Origin of the sequence: Mesorhizobium sp. M0491, from assembly GCF_040321265.1 — a bacterium.
Lineage (GTDB): Bacteria > Pseudomonadota > Alphaproteobacteria > Rhizobiales > Rhizobiaceae > Mesorhizobium.
Window position 1 is genome coordinate 233,963 of record NZ_JAMYRE010000004.1, and the last position, 15,673, is coordinate 249,635.

The window sequence follows — 15,673 nt, forward strand, 5'->3', positions numbered from 1 at the left end:
CGCCCGTTCTAGCGTGGTAAGGCGCGTCGAACAGATCGGCTCCGCTAGGTTCAGTGTTTCTACTCACCCAACAGTCGGAAATGGTGTGATCGACCAACTAACTAAGTCGACGGCACGCTGAAGTATCGCCTTGGCCTGAGGAAGGTTGGATGAAACGGCCATGACATATCCCAAGGAGTCTCGGTAGTCGCCATTCCTGACGATCGGCTTCTTGGGTTTAACAAGCAATTTGACCTCTGCGACACCTGGCACTGCAGCCGCCAGGCCGTCACCATCGATCCAATCGAGGACGCCATCGCGATCAGGAAGTAGGTTCCGCCAGGCCGCAATGCGCGAATGCCTTCTAAGCAAATTCCATTGCTCGCCGATGACAATCTTGATGTGCTCGGTGATAAGATCGACACCGTAAGCCAGCTGAATGTGTTGAGGACCGCCACCAAGGCGCGGATTGACTTCAATGACAACTGGGCCACCCTTCGTCCACCGGAGTTCAATGCATGTTGGCCCCCAGCCAAGGCTGAGAGCTCTCAAGCAGCTCAGCGAAACATGTGCGATACGCTCGTGCTCGTGATCATCAAGCGGTGCCGGAAAGATGCCTTCACGAAAGACAAAATGCGGTGGGGGCCCGAACTCAGCCGTCTCGATCCCAATGACCTCCTTTCCCATAATATGGGCAATATAATGGGGGCCTTGTGCGAATTCTTCAACCAGTATCCTCGGGGAGGACCGCCAAATGTGCTTCCCACCTAATAGATAGGTCGTATGTTCGGCCAACTCGTCGACGTCGCGGCACAATCGGACACCGATACTCCCGATGCCTACCGCCGGCTTAACAATCACCGGCAGGCCGATCTCCGTGGCAGCGCGTTCAACCTCCGCCGCATTTTCTGCCAAACGGTAAGTAGGGATTGAAACGCCGGCCTCAGCGAGGAGTTGACGTTGGGTAAATTTGTCGCAACATCGTTCAACCGATTCGGGATTCGGTCCTGGCAGAGCGAAATGCCGGCAGAGCTTGCCAACAGTCGCATAGACTGACTCCTTGGAGCTCGTAATGCCAGCAATGTCGTAAGTCGTAGTTAGCCGGGAACATTCGCGGATCAGCGCATCGAGATTGTCTGTATCGACGCAAATTGCCTCAATCCTTTCCGCCGGAAGATACTCGTATCGAGTCGGATCAGAGGATAGGATAACTGGGTGAAGACCAAGACGCCGAGCTGCCTTTACGTATAGAGAACCGTTAAAAATTGAGTCTTCAAGCAGGAAGAGCGCTTTTTTTTTCGCCATTGTTGTTAACTCCGCAGTTGTGTGCAGTTGGACTGATTGGCATCAGTCCTTTTTATCTGTGCTCACCTCAGGAAGATAGCATTGTTAGCGACCAGCGGTCGTGAAGATTCTGTAAAAATAATTTTTACAACAAATTGTTAGCCAGCGGTGCGGCAGCGGAGCGTCTCGATGATTTTGGCGATACGGGCGCAGATAGTGCTGCTGGCTATTGGGGGTCGAGAACATGGAGATTACCGCACACTTTGGTGCAATGCCCAAACAGTGGGCACATGCCGTCGGCGCTTTGCCGAACAAAGGCTCGATGGCCTCTACGATGAACCACGCCAGTTCCTGCGCGAGATAGTAGCCGACGTGCCGAGCGACCCGGACATCGATGTCGTCATGGATAACTAGGCCACCCGCAAAACCAGTGCCATCCGCAGACGCTGGAGTGGTTCCAAGTTTGGACCCCCGGTATCGGGCGGCGATGGTGTCATCGGAGTTTGCTTCCATGGTTGCGGGTTCTCGGCACTGTATTGGCGGATGAAGCCATTGATGGGCGGCCTAAAGATCGACAACGGCATGGAAGATGCCGTGCTTGAGCCTGGGCCGGGTGAGTTTGGCGCAGAAGCCCTCGACGGCGTTGAGCCAGGAGCCGGATGGGGTAAAATGGAATCACCAATCGCGCGATCAGGGTCGGTTCCGCGTTCATGAACCATTCGCCGCCCTAGAGTCAGCGGCGCCTGGCAGCATCAAATCAAGCCGGAGATGGCGGCAATAATAGACCGCGTCAGAAGGCCGCCTGCTTTTCCACGGCGGCCCTCCCGAAGCCTGGGCGAGAGGCCGGACGCACGGAGACTGCGGGAAATTAAAGCCAAAAAACCAGGTCGAAAATCACGGCTCCGGGACTGTCAGTAATTCTGTGCGCGCGGCCCGTTTCGGTTGGCCGACGAAGCGCTGGCCGAAGACGACGGCGAATTGTGTCCTGGCCATGAACCACTCGCGAGGGCGCGTTTCCATTCCTCGGCGGCGTGTTTGAGAACCAGTATAGCAGCTTCATTGCGGGCATTGGGAAAGTGACCGCGTTGGGGTTCGACGCCTCGTGGCGCTTGTACTCGTCGCGGCGCAACCAGGTCGTTCGGCATCGCACGACGCGAGTGAATAACGAGGTGCATGGCATCCTTCAGGCGCACCTCGTGCCAAAGTGCCCACATGCCGATCTGTTCAACCGTCGGGGTCGCACCTAGCTCGAGCGGCAGGTGCTTCCCGACGACGAGCGGGCCGTCGACCCTTCCTGGCTATGCGAGGAGCGCCGGCCCATGATGGCATCTAGACGTTATGACCGTGGTCTGAGCGGCGGCCCGCCCTTAGTTTTTTGGAGCTGTTAAGCAAACGGGGGGCTCCGGGGACCGAGCCGAGCCCCAAGCGCAGAAAGGACGGCCATTAAGCAAGATAGCGTTTTCTACGTCGGTGTCGACGTGTCGAAGGCGAAGCACGCCATTGCGGTTGCCGAGGGTGGCCGCAATGGGGAGGTCCGGTATTTCGGCGAGATCGAGGCGAGGCCGGCGGCGGTCGAGCGCTTCGTGCGCAAGCTGCAGAAAAAGCATCCTAGCCTGCATTTCTGTTACGAAGCCGGCCCGACCGGCTACGGGCTCTACCGGCAGATCGTCGAGCGCGGTCAGCGCTACGATGTCGTTGCGCCCTCGCTGATCCCCATGCGCCCGGGCGAGCGCGTCAAGACGAACCGGCGCGATGCGGTCAGTCTGGCGCGGCTGCTACGAGCCGGAGAATTGAAGGGAATCTGGGTTCCATGACGCGCTGCATGAAGCGGTGCGCGATCTAGTAGTGCGGGTGCGCTCCGCGGCGAGCGAGGATCTGCGCAAGAAGCGCCAGCAGCTTCTGTCGTTCCTGCTGCGCTATGGCCGGGTCTTTACCGGACGCAAGAACTGGACCCGGGCCCATGCCCGCTGGCTGGCGGCGCAAAAGTTCGACCATCCGGCCCAGCAGATCGTGTTCCAGGACCAGGTGGACGCGGTCACCGATGCGCACGACCCGCTGGAGCGGCTGGATGTGCAACTGGCCAAGCTGGTGCCGAGCTGGTCGATGCCGCCGGTGGCGGTGGCCTATCAGGCACTGCGCCGTGTGTCCTTGATCGTCGCCGTCACTTTCGTCAGCGAAGTCGGCGATGTCCGCCGCTTCGACACTCCGCGGCAACTGATGGCCTTTCTGGGCCTGGGTGCCCTCGGAGCGCTCGACCCGGTGACACGGTAGAGCGCGGCGGCCTGACGTTGGCCGGCAATCGCCGCGCCGGGCCGCGTCCTGATCGAAGGCGCCTGGGCCTTCCGCTATCCGCCAGGGTGACGGAGCCCATTCGCGTAGGCTTGAGGGTCTGCCGAAGGCGGTGCGCGAGATCGCCTGGAGGGGCGCAGACTCGGCCTTGCGCCCGCTACCGGCGCCTGATGCCTGCGGGCAAGAACAAACCCATCGCCGTTGCGGCGATCGCGCGCGAGATGGCGGCGTTCCTGTGGGCCATCGGCCGCCAGGTCGAACCGGTGCGTTGAGATGCAGTGCGCTTCTTCATCGAAGATCAGGATTCCGACAAGCGCACCCCCCGGCGCGGGCGCCGCCGGATTGAGGGCTCTGCCCGCGCCGGATCTACCGGCGGAAAAACCGGGCAGCACGGTGACGGGATGTGGCCACGGTGGAGAACTCCCGCCCTAACTATGTGGCTGGGCATCAGCCCAACGCCCGATACTAGACAGGGATAACCTAGTCTAGGACGGATTACGGAAGTGCGGTAACCAACCCGCGGATACGAGCTGGATCAACCGTCGTCTCAGCGCCCATCCCGTCTCCGTGCTGCCTCATCAATGGCGAGCAAAACCTGTGGCAAAAGGCATAGGGCGAAAAGGTCATCCATCATTCTTGACCACGGTGGGTCCGACCGGGAACTTTCCCTGCTGGTGTGCCAGCAAGTGTTACTTGCGGCCCATCTCGTTTCGAGATAAACGCAAAGGAGGGGCGAGTTGCCTCAGTTGGGTTAAGCTGTGGATATCAGGCAGTTAAAATACTTTGTCGGCGTGGTGGAAGCCGGCAGTTTTACCAAGGCCGCTTCGCTTCTACATGTCGCTCAGAGCGCCCTTAGCCTCCATGTGCGTCAACTGGAGGAAAGCTTCGGCACTCAGCTGCTGGTACGCGACAGGACGGGCATCAGCGTGACGGCCTCCGGAAGCAAACTGCTTGAGCGGGCGCGCACGATTCTCAGGGAAATTCGACTCACCGAGATGGAACTGACCAATACGGTGATTTCTCCTTCCGGAGAGGTGACCATCGGCATTCCGTCCGGAGCCGCGCGTGTTCTTAGCGGTCCGCTGCTTGAATCGGCAAGAGACGAGCTGCCAAGGATCTCCCTTAGGATGATCGAGGGCATGACGGGACCGCTGGAAGAGTGGATGGCTGCGGGCCGCTTCAATCTGGCAGTCCTTTACCGTACTGCCGAGAGCACGGGGCGGATGACGGTGCTGGCGCGCGAAGAATTTTACCTGGTGGTGCCGCCAGGTGAGCCGCCTTTCGAAGACGAGATACCGCTCGCCGACCTGCATGCGTTCCCGCTTGCGGTTCCCATGCGCAACAACAATGTCAGGCGTTCGGTGGCCGATGTGGTTGCGCAGCACGGTTGTGTGCTTGACGTCAGATTTGAAGTCGACTCCCTTTCTACGATCATTGATATGGTCATGGAAGGAAAAGCGTATTCTATCCTTGCCCCGTCGGCCATTCAGAGGGAAGCCTCTCAGGGACGGGTCCGAACGGTCAAAATCATTGATCCAGTGATTACCCGCTCCGTTGTGCTTGCCGTCAACCCCAAAGATGAGCAATCTCCCGCTGTCTCTGCTGTCCGCAAGCTGATCCCCAATGTCACGCGGACATTGATCGAGAACGGGCAGTGGCCGACCACGGCTCCGGTCCGGGCTTAGGCATATCCGTCAAACCGAGTCCCAGTGCTATCACGCTTCCACGGCGGGTCCGAGCCGGCCATCAATCTGGATTCGAGATGGTTTCGGGCGACATTCCATATTTGACCAGCGTGACCGTCGCGACGAGACTGCAGAGAAGTGACCCGATGGTCGGAGAGATCGGCTGGTCTCGCACTGGCAGAAATACTCAAGCGGAGCATGAGATGTCCAACGCCACGAGCTATCCGCTTTTCATCAATGGTAGATGGCGAGCCGGTGGTAGCGGAGCCACTCTGCCGGTAATCAATCCGGCGACGGAGATCGTATTTGCCTCGGTGGCCTCGGCGACGATACCGGATCTGGATGAGGCCCTCGCTTCGGCAGAGCGCAGCCGCAAAGCCTGGTCCTCGCGGCCTGCAAAAGATCGTGGCGAGATTCTCGTAGCAGCCGCCAAAATTCTGGGAGCGAAGGTTGAAGCGGCGGCTAGGGACCTGTCAACCGAACAGGGAAAGACGATTGCCGAAGCGACAGGTGAGTACGCGCGAGCTGTCGAAACGCTGGAGTGGAACGGAACGCACGCCGAAGAGTTGTTGGCCCCTATTCCGATGGGCTCGAACCGGATGATCGTCCCCGAGCCACTTGGCGTCGTTGCTGCCTTTACGCCTTGGAACTATCCCGCCGTTCTCATCGCCCGCAAGCTCGCCCCTGCTTTGGCGGCAGGCTGCCCCGTGATCCTCAAAGGCGCTGAAGAGACACCAAGCGCGGCTGTCCATTTGGTCGAAGCCTTGCAACAAGCGGGTATTCCGGACGGCGTGGTCAATCTCGTCTTTGGCGTTCCGGTGCAAATATCCCGGCATCTCCTCAGCTCGCCGATCGTCAAGGTCCTAACGTTCACCGGCTCTACCGAGGTTGGAAAACAGCTCGCCAAGCTCGCCGCGAATAACTTGCAGCGGTGCATCCTCGAACTCGGTGGGCACTCCCCGGTCGTTGTATGCGAGGATGCCGACCTGGCAAAAGCTATACCGGCAATTTCGGACTACAAGTTCGAGTGCGCCGGCCAAAGTTGCAATGCGCCGAGCAGGATCCTCGTCGCGCGGCCTCTCTATGAGGAATTCCTGTCCCGGATGACCGAAGTTGCCCGCAAGATCAAGATCGGTCCACCGGACGACCCGGCGACGGAGATGGGTCCAATGGCAAATGCGCGGCGAATCGAGGCCATGCGGCGTCTAGTCAAGGATGCAGTCGATCGCGGCGCCACCGCCGAAACCGGTGGCACCCGCCTCAACCAACCGGGTTTTTACTGGCCGCCAACGATCCTGACAGGCGTGCCAAAGGATGCCAGAGTGCTTCATGACGAGCCGTTCGGACCGATCCTCACCGTGGCGCCGTTCGAGACGATCGAGGAAGCAATCGAAGAAGCCAACGCTTCTGACTATGGCTTGGCCGCCTACATCTTCACCTGTGCTGACGATACCAAACGGGCGCTGATCGGCGGTCTTTTGGCTGGCGCTCTTAGCGTAAATTATCTCAAAGGGGTTTCAGCAGATGCGCCGTATGGAGGCGTTAAACAGAGCGGGTATGGATATGAAGGAGGCGAGCAGGGGGTGCGGAGCTTCCAGAGCCTGAAACTGGTCAACGGGTTCGGTTCATTTGGATGAGATTTCGTGAATAGGACAAGACGGACCATTGCCGGAGAGGATGTCACAAAGAGCGTCGCAGACGCCCTTCAGTTCATCTCCTATTACCATCCTGCCGACTATATCGGATACCTTTCGCAGGCATACACTCGCGAACAGAGCCCGGCGGCGAAGAACGCCATCGGGCAGATCCTGCTGAACTCCCGCATGGCGGCCTTCGGACTGCGTCCGATCTGCCAGGATACCGGTCTTGTAGTTGTCTTTGCCAAGGTCGGCATGGACGCCCGCATCAAATCGACGGCCAGTTTCGCTGACCTCGTGAATGAGGGCGTCCGTCGGGCATATCTTGACCCCGACAATCCGCTTAGGCCATCGATCGTCGCCGATCCGCTCGCCGGACGGATCAATACCCGCGACAACACGCCGGCGGTCATCCACGTCGACCTCGTGCCCGGGAATGGAATCGAGATTACCATCGCAGCAAAAGGGGGCGGATCCGAAAACAAGGCGCGTTTCACCACGCTTAACCCCAGTGCGTCCGTTGCCGACTGGGTAGTCGACACCGTCTCGACGCTGGGCAGCGGATGGTGTCCGCCCGGCCTGATCTCGGTCGGCATCGGTGGCAGCGCTGAAAAGGCGATGCTGCTTGCCAAGGAGGCCATGAACGAACCGATCGACATGTCGGAACTGATCGCCAAAGGGTCGTCCAACGCGGAGGAGGCGCTGCGGATCGAGCTTTATGAAAGAATTAATGCGCTAGGCATCGGCGCTCAGGGCCTAGGCGGCCTGACCACGGTCGTTGACGTGAAGGTGGCTACCTATCCTACACATGCCGCGTCGAAACCTGTGGCGCTCATTCCGCAATGCGCGGCCAACCGGCACCTGAAGTTCACCTTGGACGGCTCGGGACCCATCAAGCTCGAGCCACCTGACTTTTCCGAATGGCCCCAGATTGGTCAAGAGGACTTGCACACAGCCGGCGTCCGGCGGATAAATCTCGATGCGCTCACGAAGGAAGACACGGCATCGTGGCGCTGCGGGGAAACCCTTCTTTTGTCCGGTAAGATGCTGACGGGCCGTGACGCCGCCCATCAGCGAATGGTCGAGCTGATCAATGCCGGCAAGCCGCTCCCGGTAGATCTGCGGGGACGCGTGATCTACTACGTCGGACCCGTCCGTGCAGTGAGGGACGAGGTCGTCGGGCCGGCTGGACCGACAACCGCCAGCCGCATGGACGGTTTTACTGAAGAGATGCTCGCGCAGACTGGCCTATATGCGATGGTCGGCAAAGCGGAGAGGGGGCCGCTGGCCATCGAGTCAATCGTCAAACACAAAACGCCCTATCTCATCGCAGTGGGTGGTGCCGCCTATCTGATTTCAAAATCGATCAAGGCGGCGCGGATCGTTGCCTTTGAAGACCTGGGCATGGAAGCGATCTATGAATTTGAGGTCCAGGACATGCCGGTCATCATGGCTGTCGATGTTGAGGGAAACTCCATTCATAAGTCCGGGCCGCTTGAGTGGCGTAAGCGCATGGCGGCCGACAGCATCGCCCGCAGCATCGGCGTTTGAGTCCGCCGGCTGCGCGAATCCGGCCAGACTCCCGCTCGGATTTTGGGCCGTATCGGTAACACAGGCGGCCATTTGTGGTTCAGCTCCTCAGCGAGCCAAAAAAGAAAGGCTTTCAAGTCGCTCTCGATGCCAAACGCTCAGTGTAAAGACTGCTTCGACCTGCCGTTCTTATGATCGACGCTCAGGGTGCTGTCTAGGGGTGCCAATCGGGTCAACGGATGACGCTTACATTCGCCCGCTTCAATTAATGATGAAATTGGTTGGTACTAATTGCACTGTCGACCACCGTTTGAGAGCAAAAGGTCATGAAGTTGAAACCCGATCCGGTGCGACTGGACGCTTGGGATGTCCGGATTCTCTTAGAGATCCAGTCAGATGGTCGGATTTCAAAAAGCGAGCTCGCAAAGCGTGTTCACCTTTCAGCGTCGGCCTGTTCAGAACGGCTCCGCGTGCTGCAAGCCGCGGGCATCATTGAGGGGTTCTACGCGCGACTCAGTCCAGCCCTCATCGGGGGCATCATCTCTATAATGGTGGAGGTGGTTCTGGATCGCCACCGTCTCGAGGATCAAAGACACTTCGAGAATGCGATCCAACAGATTCCGGAAATCCTGGACTGCTGGGCCATCGGGGGGCGGATCGACTATTTAATGCGGGTTTCATCTCCTTCCATGGCCGCGTATCAGGATTTCATGGAGGAATTGCTGCAGGCAGGCTTGGGTATCGAGCAATACTACAGCCTTGTCGTGACGAAACCAGTGAAATCCAACTCACCGATCCCTCTGTCCGCCTTGAGGCAACGGTAAACTCCCGAAGCCTTGGTTTTCACGCCGATTGGTGCCGATTCCGTGAATTTGTCGGCTAAAGGTGTGCATTCCCGCGAAACCCGAGGCATGTTTGTCACCATGCTGGTTTCCAACGGGCAGCTGGCCGAGTGTTCCCAGCCGAGATTCGCGAGGAGAGGGACAACGCGTTTGAGCAACCTGGGAACCGAGCAACTGAGGAAGAAGAACTGGTCCCGGTCGCGGTCAGCCGGTCGAGCATTGCGACCAACATCTCGTGATCGCGTTGCGCCTTCCGCTCTGTGGCCACTAGCCGAATATGAGGCACTGGTGGAGGCAGCTGGTGATGACGGCGATATCCGCCGATTGTACCGGCGCAGCAGCGCCGATCACGCCGGCAAGATGCGCGCGCTCGACAATCCGTTGGCGACGTCCCCGGCACAAGGCATGATCCGCCACCACCTCGCCCGCATGACGCAAGATAACACGGCCGCCCAACACCACGACTTGGACGCTCTCCCCGATCAGCCGCCAGGGAACCGAGTAACTGTTCGTGTCCAGCTCCTGATTGCGCAGTCCGCCTGGACCTTGCGCACGAGATCCCCCAGCTGCCCGAACGGCGCCCGTCCGCCCAGAGGGCCAAGCGCCCCAGCCTCTTCGGTGCCAGCTGCACGAATGTCCTGCGGCCCGACGTCTGCAATTCCCTCTGCCGACCGGCTTTCCAGTCCCGAGCGAATGCCGCAACACGATTATAGGAGCCGTCATAGCCCAGGCTCATCAGGTCGGCGTGCGCAACTGCTTGAGGGAGCGCTTCTGCTTGCGGGGCTTGTTCGCTTCCGTCTTCAGCCAGGAGGCGGTCATCCCTGGCATAGGCAGTCTTTGTCCGATCTCATGTTCACCCGCACCACGGACCTCATCTGAGCAGCGAGCGGAGCGTCGCGTTGCCATGTAGGTCCAGATGAAGGCGAGATACTGGCCCTGCTGTTGGTCGGGCTACGACAACGTCGTGATCGAAGTCTTGGCATTTTGTGCCCAGTGTCCTCTATCGCGCGAGCGATGCCGGTCCCATCGAGATAGGTTCGCCCGATCCGCTTATCGTCGCCAATCGATCCGGCGATCGGGCCATGCTCGTTCCCCTATCGGCAAGGCCGTCGTGCGCGTCGGCGTCACAAAGCATCCAGATGAGTTCGGTGTCACATGCCTCGGAGCTGAAACCCCGACCTGGTGTAATGCGGAAGAAGGCAGGGAGAAGCCGGGAAAACCCGGCAACGGAATTGCACCACGTCTGCTGCGCGCCATTTCGCCGCAGTCCGATTATTCGCGAGGCCGTTGACCTGAATGCCGTAATCCACGCGGCCGTAGCGGCGATCACTGATGCAGCCGGCGGACCGCTTCGGCGCAGCACATATCCGTGCCTCGTCGGCAGCGGAAAGAATGAACCAGTGCTTGGCCGAGCTCTGCACCGCCTTAGGGAGGCAATTCTCGCCACAGGAGACGAGGCCGACCGTCAATTGTAATGTCCTGACAGAGCATCAGCAAACGCTGGCCAGCAGTGACGACACGATCACAAAGAGCGTCGAAAGCGCCGCTACGACCGAGACCGCGCTGGTCGCGGAGCAGAAGCGGCTTTCGGAGAAATTGAACGAGCCGCAGCAGAAGTATCAAACGTACAAACAAGCCTTGAAGGAATGGCAAACCGCACTGGAGGCGATTGAAGGTTCGGAAACGGAGCCTGAAAGCCTCAAAGGACTGCAGCTAAGGGTCGCTCAGATAAACGAACTGCCGACGAAGCTTGCGCATCATACACGCAACATTCGACAGGAAGACCGGCGCGCGAATTTCCTATCAGTCAGGCTCGATCGAAGACGGGAATATCGGCCGGATGCGAAGAGTGCCTAGCCGATACATTGCTTCGTCACGCCCGCACCCTCGTCTCCTCAAGGCGAAGGCAAATTCCCGAAGCCTTGGTTTTCACGCCGATTGGCGTCGATTCCGTGAATTCGTCGCTTAAAGGTATGGATTCCCGCGAAACCCCAGACATGTTTGGCACTATGCTGGTTTCCAACGGGCGGCTGGCCGAATGCTCCTAGCCAAGGAATCGCGAGGAGAAGAACAATGCGTTTGAGCAACCTGGGAACCGAGCAGCTGCGGGAGAAGGACCGAAGCTTCGTCTTTCATCCCTCCACGCACTTGGTCAAGCACAGCCGCGGCGAAACGCCAAACCGGATCATGGCCGGTGCAGAAGGCGTGTACATCTGGGATACCGACGGGCGAAAGAGCCTTGACGGTTTCGGTGGGCTTTACTGCGTCAATATGGGATACGGCTGCACGGAGATTGCCGAGGCCATCGCACGGCAAGCCCACGAGTTGCCGTTCGCCCATATCTATGCGAGCCAAGGAACTGAGCCAGTCGCTCTCTTGGCAGAGGCCGTGGTCGAATATTTCGGTCACAATATGCGAAGGGTCTTTTTCGGCCTCTCCGGCTCCGACGCCAATGAAACCAACATCAAGCTGGTCTGGTATTACAACAACATTCTCGGCCGCCCTGAAAAGAAGAAGATCATCTCGCGTAATCGCGGATATCACGGGTCAGGGCTGGTCACCGGTAGTCTTACAGGCCTTTCGTTCTTTCACGATTTCTTCGACCTTCCGCTGGACGTGGTGCGCCATACGACGACGCCACATTACTATCGCCAAGCGCACGACGGCGAAAATGAGGAAGCGTTCTCCAGGCGTTGCGCCAACGAACTTGAAGCCCTTATCCTCGCTGAAGGCCCGGAGACCGTTGCGGCCTTCATTGGAGAGCCGGTACTTGGGACCGGTGGAATCGTTCCGCCTCCGAAGGGATACTGGGCTGCGATTCAGGGGGTGCTTGACAAGTACGACATCCTTCTTATTGCCGATGAGGTGGTCTGCGGCTTCGCGCGAACCGGTGAGAAATTCGGTTCCCACCTCTATGGCATGCGCCCGGATTTCGTAACCATCGCCAAGGGTTTGAGTTCCGCCTATCTGCCTATCTCCGGTTCGATTATCGGTGACCGGGTCTGGTCGGTCTTGGAACAAGGGACGGAAAAGCACGGGCCACTCGGCCATGGCTGGACATATTCGGGTCACACGCTTTGCGCGGCGGCCGCGCTTGCCAACATTAAATTGCTAAAGGAAAGAAACATCCTGGAACATGTTCGGGACGTCGGACCCTATTGGCAAGCCCGCATGAAAGCCGAACTGGAGCGACATCCCATTGTCGGCGAGGTTCGCGGCGTCGGCATTCTATCCGCCGTGGAGCTGATGCGGGATCCGAAGGGCCGGGTGCCATTTGAACCCGGACTTCAAGTCGGCGTGCGCGCCGCCGCTGCTCTGTTTGAAAATGGCGTCATAGGCCGCGCTATGCCGCATGGCGATATCCTCGGCTTTGCCCCACCTCTGATCATTACCCGAAAAGAGATCGACATCATCGTCGACGCAACTGCGAAATCAGTCGATACGACCTATCGCGCGCTGAAGTCGGAGGGCGCGATATGATCTGACGTGACGGATGACGCCTCCCACTCGGATCGACCAGGACATCACCTCCGGGAGTCCCTGTGGCGTCATGAGCTGGCGCGCGCAAAAAATCCGCTTCGCTTTCAACGCAACTTGCATGGAGGGTGTGCGAGCCGATGCCGAAATGCGACGCCAATCTCGAAAAACACAGTGCCGCCTTCGCGTCCGAAGACGGCTCACGTGAGCTGCTGCAAGAATGTAGAGGTGACGCTCTCACAGACCACAGATGAGGCTGAGCTCCTCCATGGAGCAGTCTCAACCGCACGCAAAAAGACACCCCGACCGCAATGAAGTGCAAAACCAAGAGGACAACTGTCACCTGCTAACAGATGACGCTGGAATGAGGTCTCGGTGTCGATAAGAGCGCTGCACATATCGCCCTCCCAAGGCGCACCGGCCCGGCACGGAGCTCAGTCTCCTGCCGGGCCTTCTTCCCTGAATGGCTGCGCTTTGGTCGACCCGTCTGGGCTCCGATATGTGGGGCCAGAAGCCGTGGGCGAACTCACTGCAGTTTAGCTATGCAAGACGTTTTTCATAGATTTGTAGAGCAGATAGCAGACAGCGCTGACGCGACGGACCTGCGCAACGCGCTCTGGACGAGATTGCCGCTTCGCTCGATTTGCCGTCTTTTGCCTATCTTTTCCCTTCGCCTGGCAAGGGCCGCAAGGTGCGCCTGATGTTCCACCTACCCTCCATCCTGGATTCTTTCCGACCGAGCCCCGTTGCTCACGGTTGCGCCGCGTCTTGCGTGCGCTCGACGGCTCCATCGCTGGCGCACCACACCGCGAAATCGGCCTTGCCCTCTTTGGCAGAGCCCGCGTCGAGCAGGACTGGGCCGACCCCGGTGACCATCTTCGCGACAGCGTCCGCCGTGCAGTCAGGCGCGGGCGCTGGCTCATGAACGGCGGGTATAAGCGTTTTCTTCTGTAACGGCTGTCACCATCAGGCCCGAGAACAGCTCTTTGTACCCCGCCACCACCAGCCAGTGGGCGCGCGCGAGATGGCTGCGAACCGCCCTTTGGGCGCGCGCTGGCTCCTGCACTGGATCGATGCCCAATATCGCCTGCGCCATCTCTTCTTCGCTCGCATTGTCGGCGCATGCGTCTATGAGCTTCAAATATGTCGTGAAGTTCATCGTCGTAAGCGGTCAGGCTCTCCGCCCATGGGACCTCGTCGGCAACAGCAGGTTGGAACAATCTGTCTACCATTTCATGTCTCGCGTAAGACCTAACCGCGCCCGCCACAATATCCTAAAATGGGATAATACGAAACTGGGATTAGTCGGTGAGCCGGTTCCTTCTTGGCCGGTTCGTCTGATGCCGAAATCCCTTCGATCAGCTCGCCAGCGCCGGCTGCTACAACGGCTGATTGCGGCGCGCAAAACCAAAGGGGTCACCCAGACCCAGGTTGCTGATATGCTGAGCCGCCCACAATCCTTCGTGGCCAAGTACGAGGGTGGTGAACGCCGGCTGGACGTAATTGAGTTTCTCGACGTTACCGAGGCTCTCGATATCGATCCTTGCGAGCTTCTGGCACAAATGCGTCGCTCTCGTGACCTATAGCTGGCGTCGCGCCTGGTTTGTCCAACAAAGGCCCTTAACGCGGCCTCGTCCGCGATCTGCGCATTCGGTTCAGAGTGTAACACCGCTGTCCTCTCTCCGAAAATTGGCTCCGCGAAGCCTTCTGCGGGCGGATTGAGACGTACCGTGTGGAATACATATTATAGTTGATAAACTCAAGATGCCTAATCCGCTGACTTGGGCGGATGGACATGCGCCAGTTGGTCGGACGGAATGTGCAGAGGTTCAGGCAGAAGAACCATCTGACGCAAGAGCAGCTTGCCGAGATCTCCGGCTTCAGTCAGCAGTACATAAGCGGGTTGGAGAAAGGCCGCAGAAATCCGACGATCGTCACGATCTACGAGTTGGCACAAGCGCTCGGGGTGAGCCACATGGAACTCGTGCGGCCCGACAAACAGGCCTGAGACTTTCGCAGAGACCGGTTTTTTTCCATCAAGATGACGGCGCACCCCGATCGCGCATGCGAGGGCGTAGAATTCCGACCATGCGCCGCTTCCTACCGGTCAGGATAGACGACAACCAGCCGGCATTGCTGCTGGGTGACCTGCGCGAGAGGCTGATCCGCAATCGCACGCCACTCGCCAATGCGATCCGCAACTATCCGTTAGAATACGGGCTGATCGCCGCCAAAGAATGTGCAGATCGAACCGCTGCTCGAGCGTATCTTAGCAGATCGGACGCTGCCGGATTGGGGGCGGGAGCTGTTCGCGCTTATGCTCAAGAAATATGCGCAGTTGCAAACACATCTGAAAGATGTCGACGCCAGATTGATAGCTTAACATCGGGCCAAGGAGTGCAGACAGCGCCTGGCGCCATTCCCGGTGTCGGCCCCAGTAGGGCAGGACCGACTTGCCGTACCCGCCGTAGGCGGTGAGGTGAACCGGGGCATCCCCATTCCCGTTCGCCGGACCGACCTGCGTATAGGGGATCATCTCACCATCGGTCGAGACTGCCTCCTGGCGCCTCACCACCAGCCCGGATGCGTCGAAATTCTCCGGGTTGCCCTTCAGGATTACTGGAGCGCCGAGAGGCGCCGCGGCATTGAGCTCTAGGAGAAGCTTCCGCGGCGTGATCGGGTCCTGAGCCGAAATGAGGACCTCTCCGTTGGTCTCGTGACGTTCAGCATCGAGCGACCAAAGGTGAACAGTCCCTTCGGCAGGCACGGTGTCCAGCGCTCGGCGCGTCCATTCCTGGCGGTCGGGGGTGAACATCTCGAAACGCGGATCGAGGTTGTCGAGGTAGGAGATAATGAGCTTCCCGTTATTCCAGAAGAATGACTGCGGGGAGCGCCTGTCGCCTGGTTCAAAGAGAATGGCAAACTGCGCTCGCCGGCCATGAAGGAGGAA

At 59.1% G+C, this 15,673-nt stretch carries 13 protein-coding genes and 7 pseudogenes; 13 read left to right on the forward strand and 7 right to left on the reverse strand.

All coding sequences use genetic code 11. The features are described 5' to 3' along the window. Positions 1 to 63: 63 nt before the first annotated feature. The gene (locus NKI69_RS06760; protein WP_352720604.1) at positions 64 to 1,284 is read right to left on the reverse strand and encodes an ATP-grasp domain-containing protein; all 1,221 of its coding nucleotides are present in this window, start codon (positions 1,282 to 1,284) and stop codon (positions 64 to 66) included. Between the two features lie 168 nt (positions 1,285 to 1,452). Between NKI69_RS06760 and NKI69_RS06765 the strand changes: the two genes are divergently transcribed. Continuing rightward, positions 1,453 to 1,677, forward strand: a complete 225-nt coding sequence (locus tag NKI69_RS06765; RefSeq protein ID WP_352720606.1) for a hypothetical protein — start codon at positions 1,453 to 1,455, stop codon at positions 1,675 to 1,677. Here NKI69_RS06765 and NKI69_RS33540 read toward each other — a convergent pair. Together NKI69_RS33540 and NKI69_RS06775 are read right to left on the reverse strand one after the other, a co-directional pair. Beyond that, positions 1,674 to 1,938, reverse strand: a pseudogene (locus tag NKI69_RS33540) (hypothetical protein); the annotation flags it as partial. The gene NKI69_RS06765 and the pseudogene NKI69_RS33540 sit on opposite strands and share 4 nt — an antisense overlap. A 219-nt stretch (positions 1,939 to 2,157) precedes the next feature. Beyond that, positions 2,158 to 2,348: pseudogene (locus NKI69_RS06775) on the reverse strand (hypothetical protein); the annotation flags it as partial. A gap of 33 nt (positions 2,349 to 2,381) precedes the next feature. On the opposite strand from NKI69_RS06775, the pseudogene NKI69_RS06780 reads away from it, so the two are divergent. From NKI69_RS06780 to NKI69_RS06805, 6 genes and pseudogenes are all read left to right on the forward strand, one after another. Further along, positions 2,382 to 2,507, forward strand: a pseudogene (locus NKI69_RS06780) (IS110 family RNA-guided transposase); the annotation flags it as partial. A gap of 198 nt (positions 2,508 to 2,705) precedes the next feature. Next, a pseudogene (locus NKI69_RS06785) lies at positions 2,706 to 3,824 on the forward strand (IS110 family RNA-guided transposase). A 486-nt stretch (positions 3,825 to 4,310) separates the two neighbouring features. Further along, entirely contained in the window at positions 4,311 to 5,237 is a 927-nt protein-coding gene (locus tag NKI69_RS06790; protein WP_352720608.1) for a LysR family transcriptional regulator, read from the forward strand. Between the two features lie 203 nt (positions 5,238 to 5,440). Further along, positions 5,441 to 6,874 (forward strand): aldehyde dehydrogenase family protein, encoded by a 1,434-nt coding sequence (locus NKI69_RS06795; protein ID WP_352720610.1) that lies wholly within the window; start codon positions 5,441 to 5,443, stop codon positions 6,872 to 6,874. A 6-nt stretch (positions 6,875 to 6,880) separates the two neighbouring features. Continuing rightward, positions 6,881 to 8,425: a fumarate hydratase gene (locus NKI69_RS06800; protein ID WP_352720612.1), complete on the forward strand. Its 1,545-nt coding sequence runs from the start codon at positions 6,881 to 6,883 to the stop codon at positions 8,423 to 8,425. A gap of 305 nt (positions 8,426 to 8,730) precedes the next feature. Then, complete coding sequence (locus tag NKI69_RS06805; protein WP_352720614.1) at positions 8,731 to 9,228, forward strand: Lrp/AsnC family transcriptional regulator; 498 nt, start codon at positions 8,731 to 8,733, stop codon at positions 9,226 to 9,228. Between the two features lie 336 nt (positions 9,229 to 9,564). On the opposite strand, the pseudogene NKI69_RS33545 reads toward NKI69_RS06805, so the two are convergent. Both NKI69_RS33545 and NKI69_RS06810 read right to left on the reverse strand, forming a co-directional pair. Next, a pseudogene (locus NKI69_RS33545) lies at positions 9,565 to 9,863 on the reverse strand (Mu transposase domain-containing protein); the annotation flags it as partial. Positions 9,864 to 9,868: 5 nt separating this feature from the next. Next, positions 9,869 to 10,059: pseudogene (locus tag NKI69_RS06810) on the reverse strand (IS21 family transposase); the annotation flags it as partial. A gap of 519 nt (positions 10,060 to 10,578) precedes the next feature. On the opposite strand from NKI69_RS06810, the gene NKI69_RS06815 reads away from it, so the two are divergent. The 3 genes from NKI69_RS06815 (at position 10,579) to NKI69_RS06825 (ending at position 13,677) form a co-directional block, all read left to right on the forward strand. Beyond that, complete coding sequence (locus NKI69_RS06815; RefSeq protein WP_352720616.1) at positions 10,579 to 11,103, forward strand: hypothetical protein; 525 nt, start codon at positions 10,579 to 10,581, stop codon at positions 11,101 to 11,103. A 216-nt stretch (positions 11,104 to 11,319) separates the two neighbouring features. Beyond that, positions 11,320 to 12,726: an aminotransferase gene (locus tag NKI69_RS06820; RefSeq protein WP_352720618.1), complete on the forward strand. Its 1,407-nt coding sequence runs from the start codon at positions 11,320 to 11,322 to the stop codon at positions 12,724 to 12,726. 765 nt (positions 12,727 to 13,491) lie between these two features. After that, positions 13,492 to 13,677, forward strand: a complete 186-nt coding sequence (locus tag NKI69_RS06825; protein ID WP_352720620.1) for a DNA -binding domain-containing protein — start codon at positions 13,492 to 13,494, stop codon at positions 13,675 to 13,677. On the opposite strand, the gene NKI69_RS06830 is transcribed toward NKI69_RS06825, so the two are convergent. Beyond that, positions 13,643 to 13,882: a hypothetical protein gene (locus NKI69_RS06830; RefSeq protein WP_502900160.1), complete on the reverse strand. Its 240-nt coding sequence runs from the start codon at positions 13,880 to 13,882 to the stop codon at positions 13,643 to 13,645. The two genes, NKI69_RS06825 and NKI69_RS06830, sit on opposite strands and share 35 nt — an antisense overlap. Here NKI69_RS06830 and NKI69_RS33550 point away from each other — a divergent pair. The 3 genes and pseudogenes from NKI69_RS33550 to NKI69_RS06845 all read left to right on the forward strand — a co-directional run. Continuing rightward, a complete protein-coding gene (locus tag NKI69_RS33550; protein WP_502900157.1) occupies positions 13,872 to 14,309 on the forward strand; it encodes a helix-turn-helix domain-containing protein in 438 nt (145 codons plus the stop codon). The two genes, NKI69_RS06830 and NKI69_RS33550, sit on opposite strands and share 11 nt — an antisense overlap. Before the next feature lie 203 nt (positions 14,310 to 14,512). Then, complete coding sequence (locus NKI69_RS06840) at positions 14,513 to 14,731, forward strand: helix-turn-helix domain-containing protein (RefSeq protein WP_111548122.1); 219 nt, start codon at positions 14,513 to 14,515, stop codon at positions 14,729 to 14,731. Positions 14,732 to 14,805: 74 nt separating this feature from the next. Continuing rightward, a pseudogene (locus NKI69_RS06845) lies at positions 14,806 to 15,103 on the forward strand (IS110 family transposase); the annotation flags it as partial. Here NKI69_RS06845 and NKI69_RS06850 read toward each other — a convergent pair. Beyond that, entirely contained in the window at positions 14,993 to 15,538 is a 546-nt protein-coding gene (locus NKI69_RS06850) for a hypothetical protein (protein WP_352720764.1), read from the reverse strand. The pseudogene NKI69_RS06845 and the gene NKI69_RS06850 overlap by 111 nt on opposite strands. Positions 15,539 to 15,673: the final 135 nt, after the last annotated feature.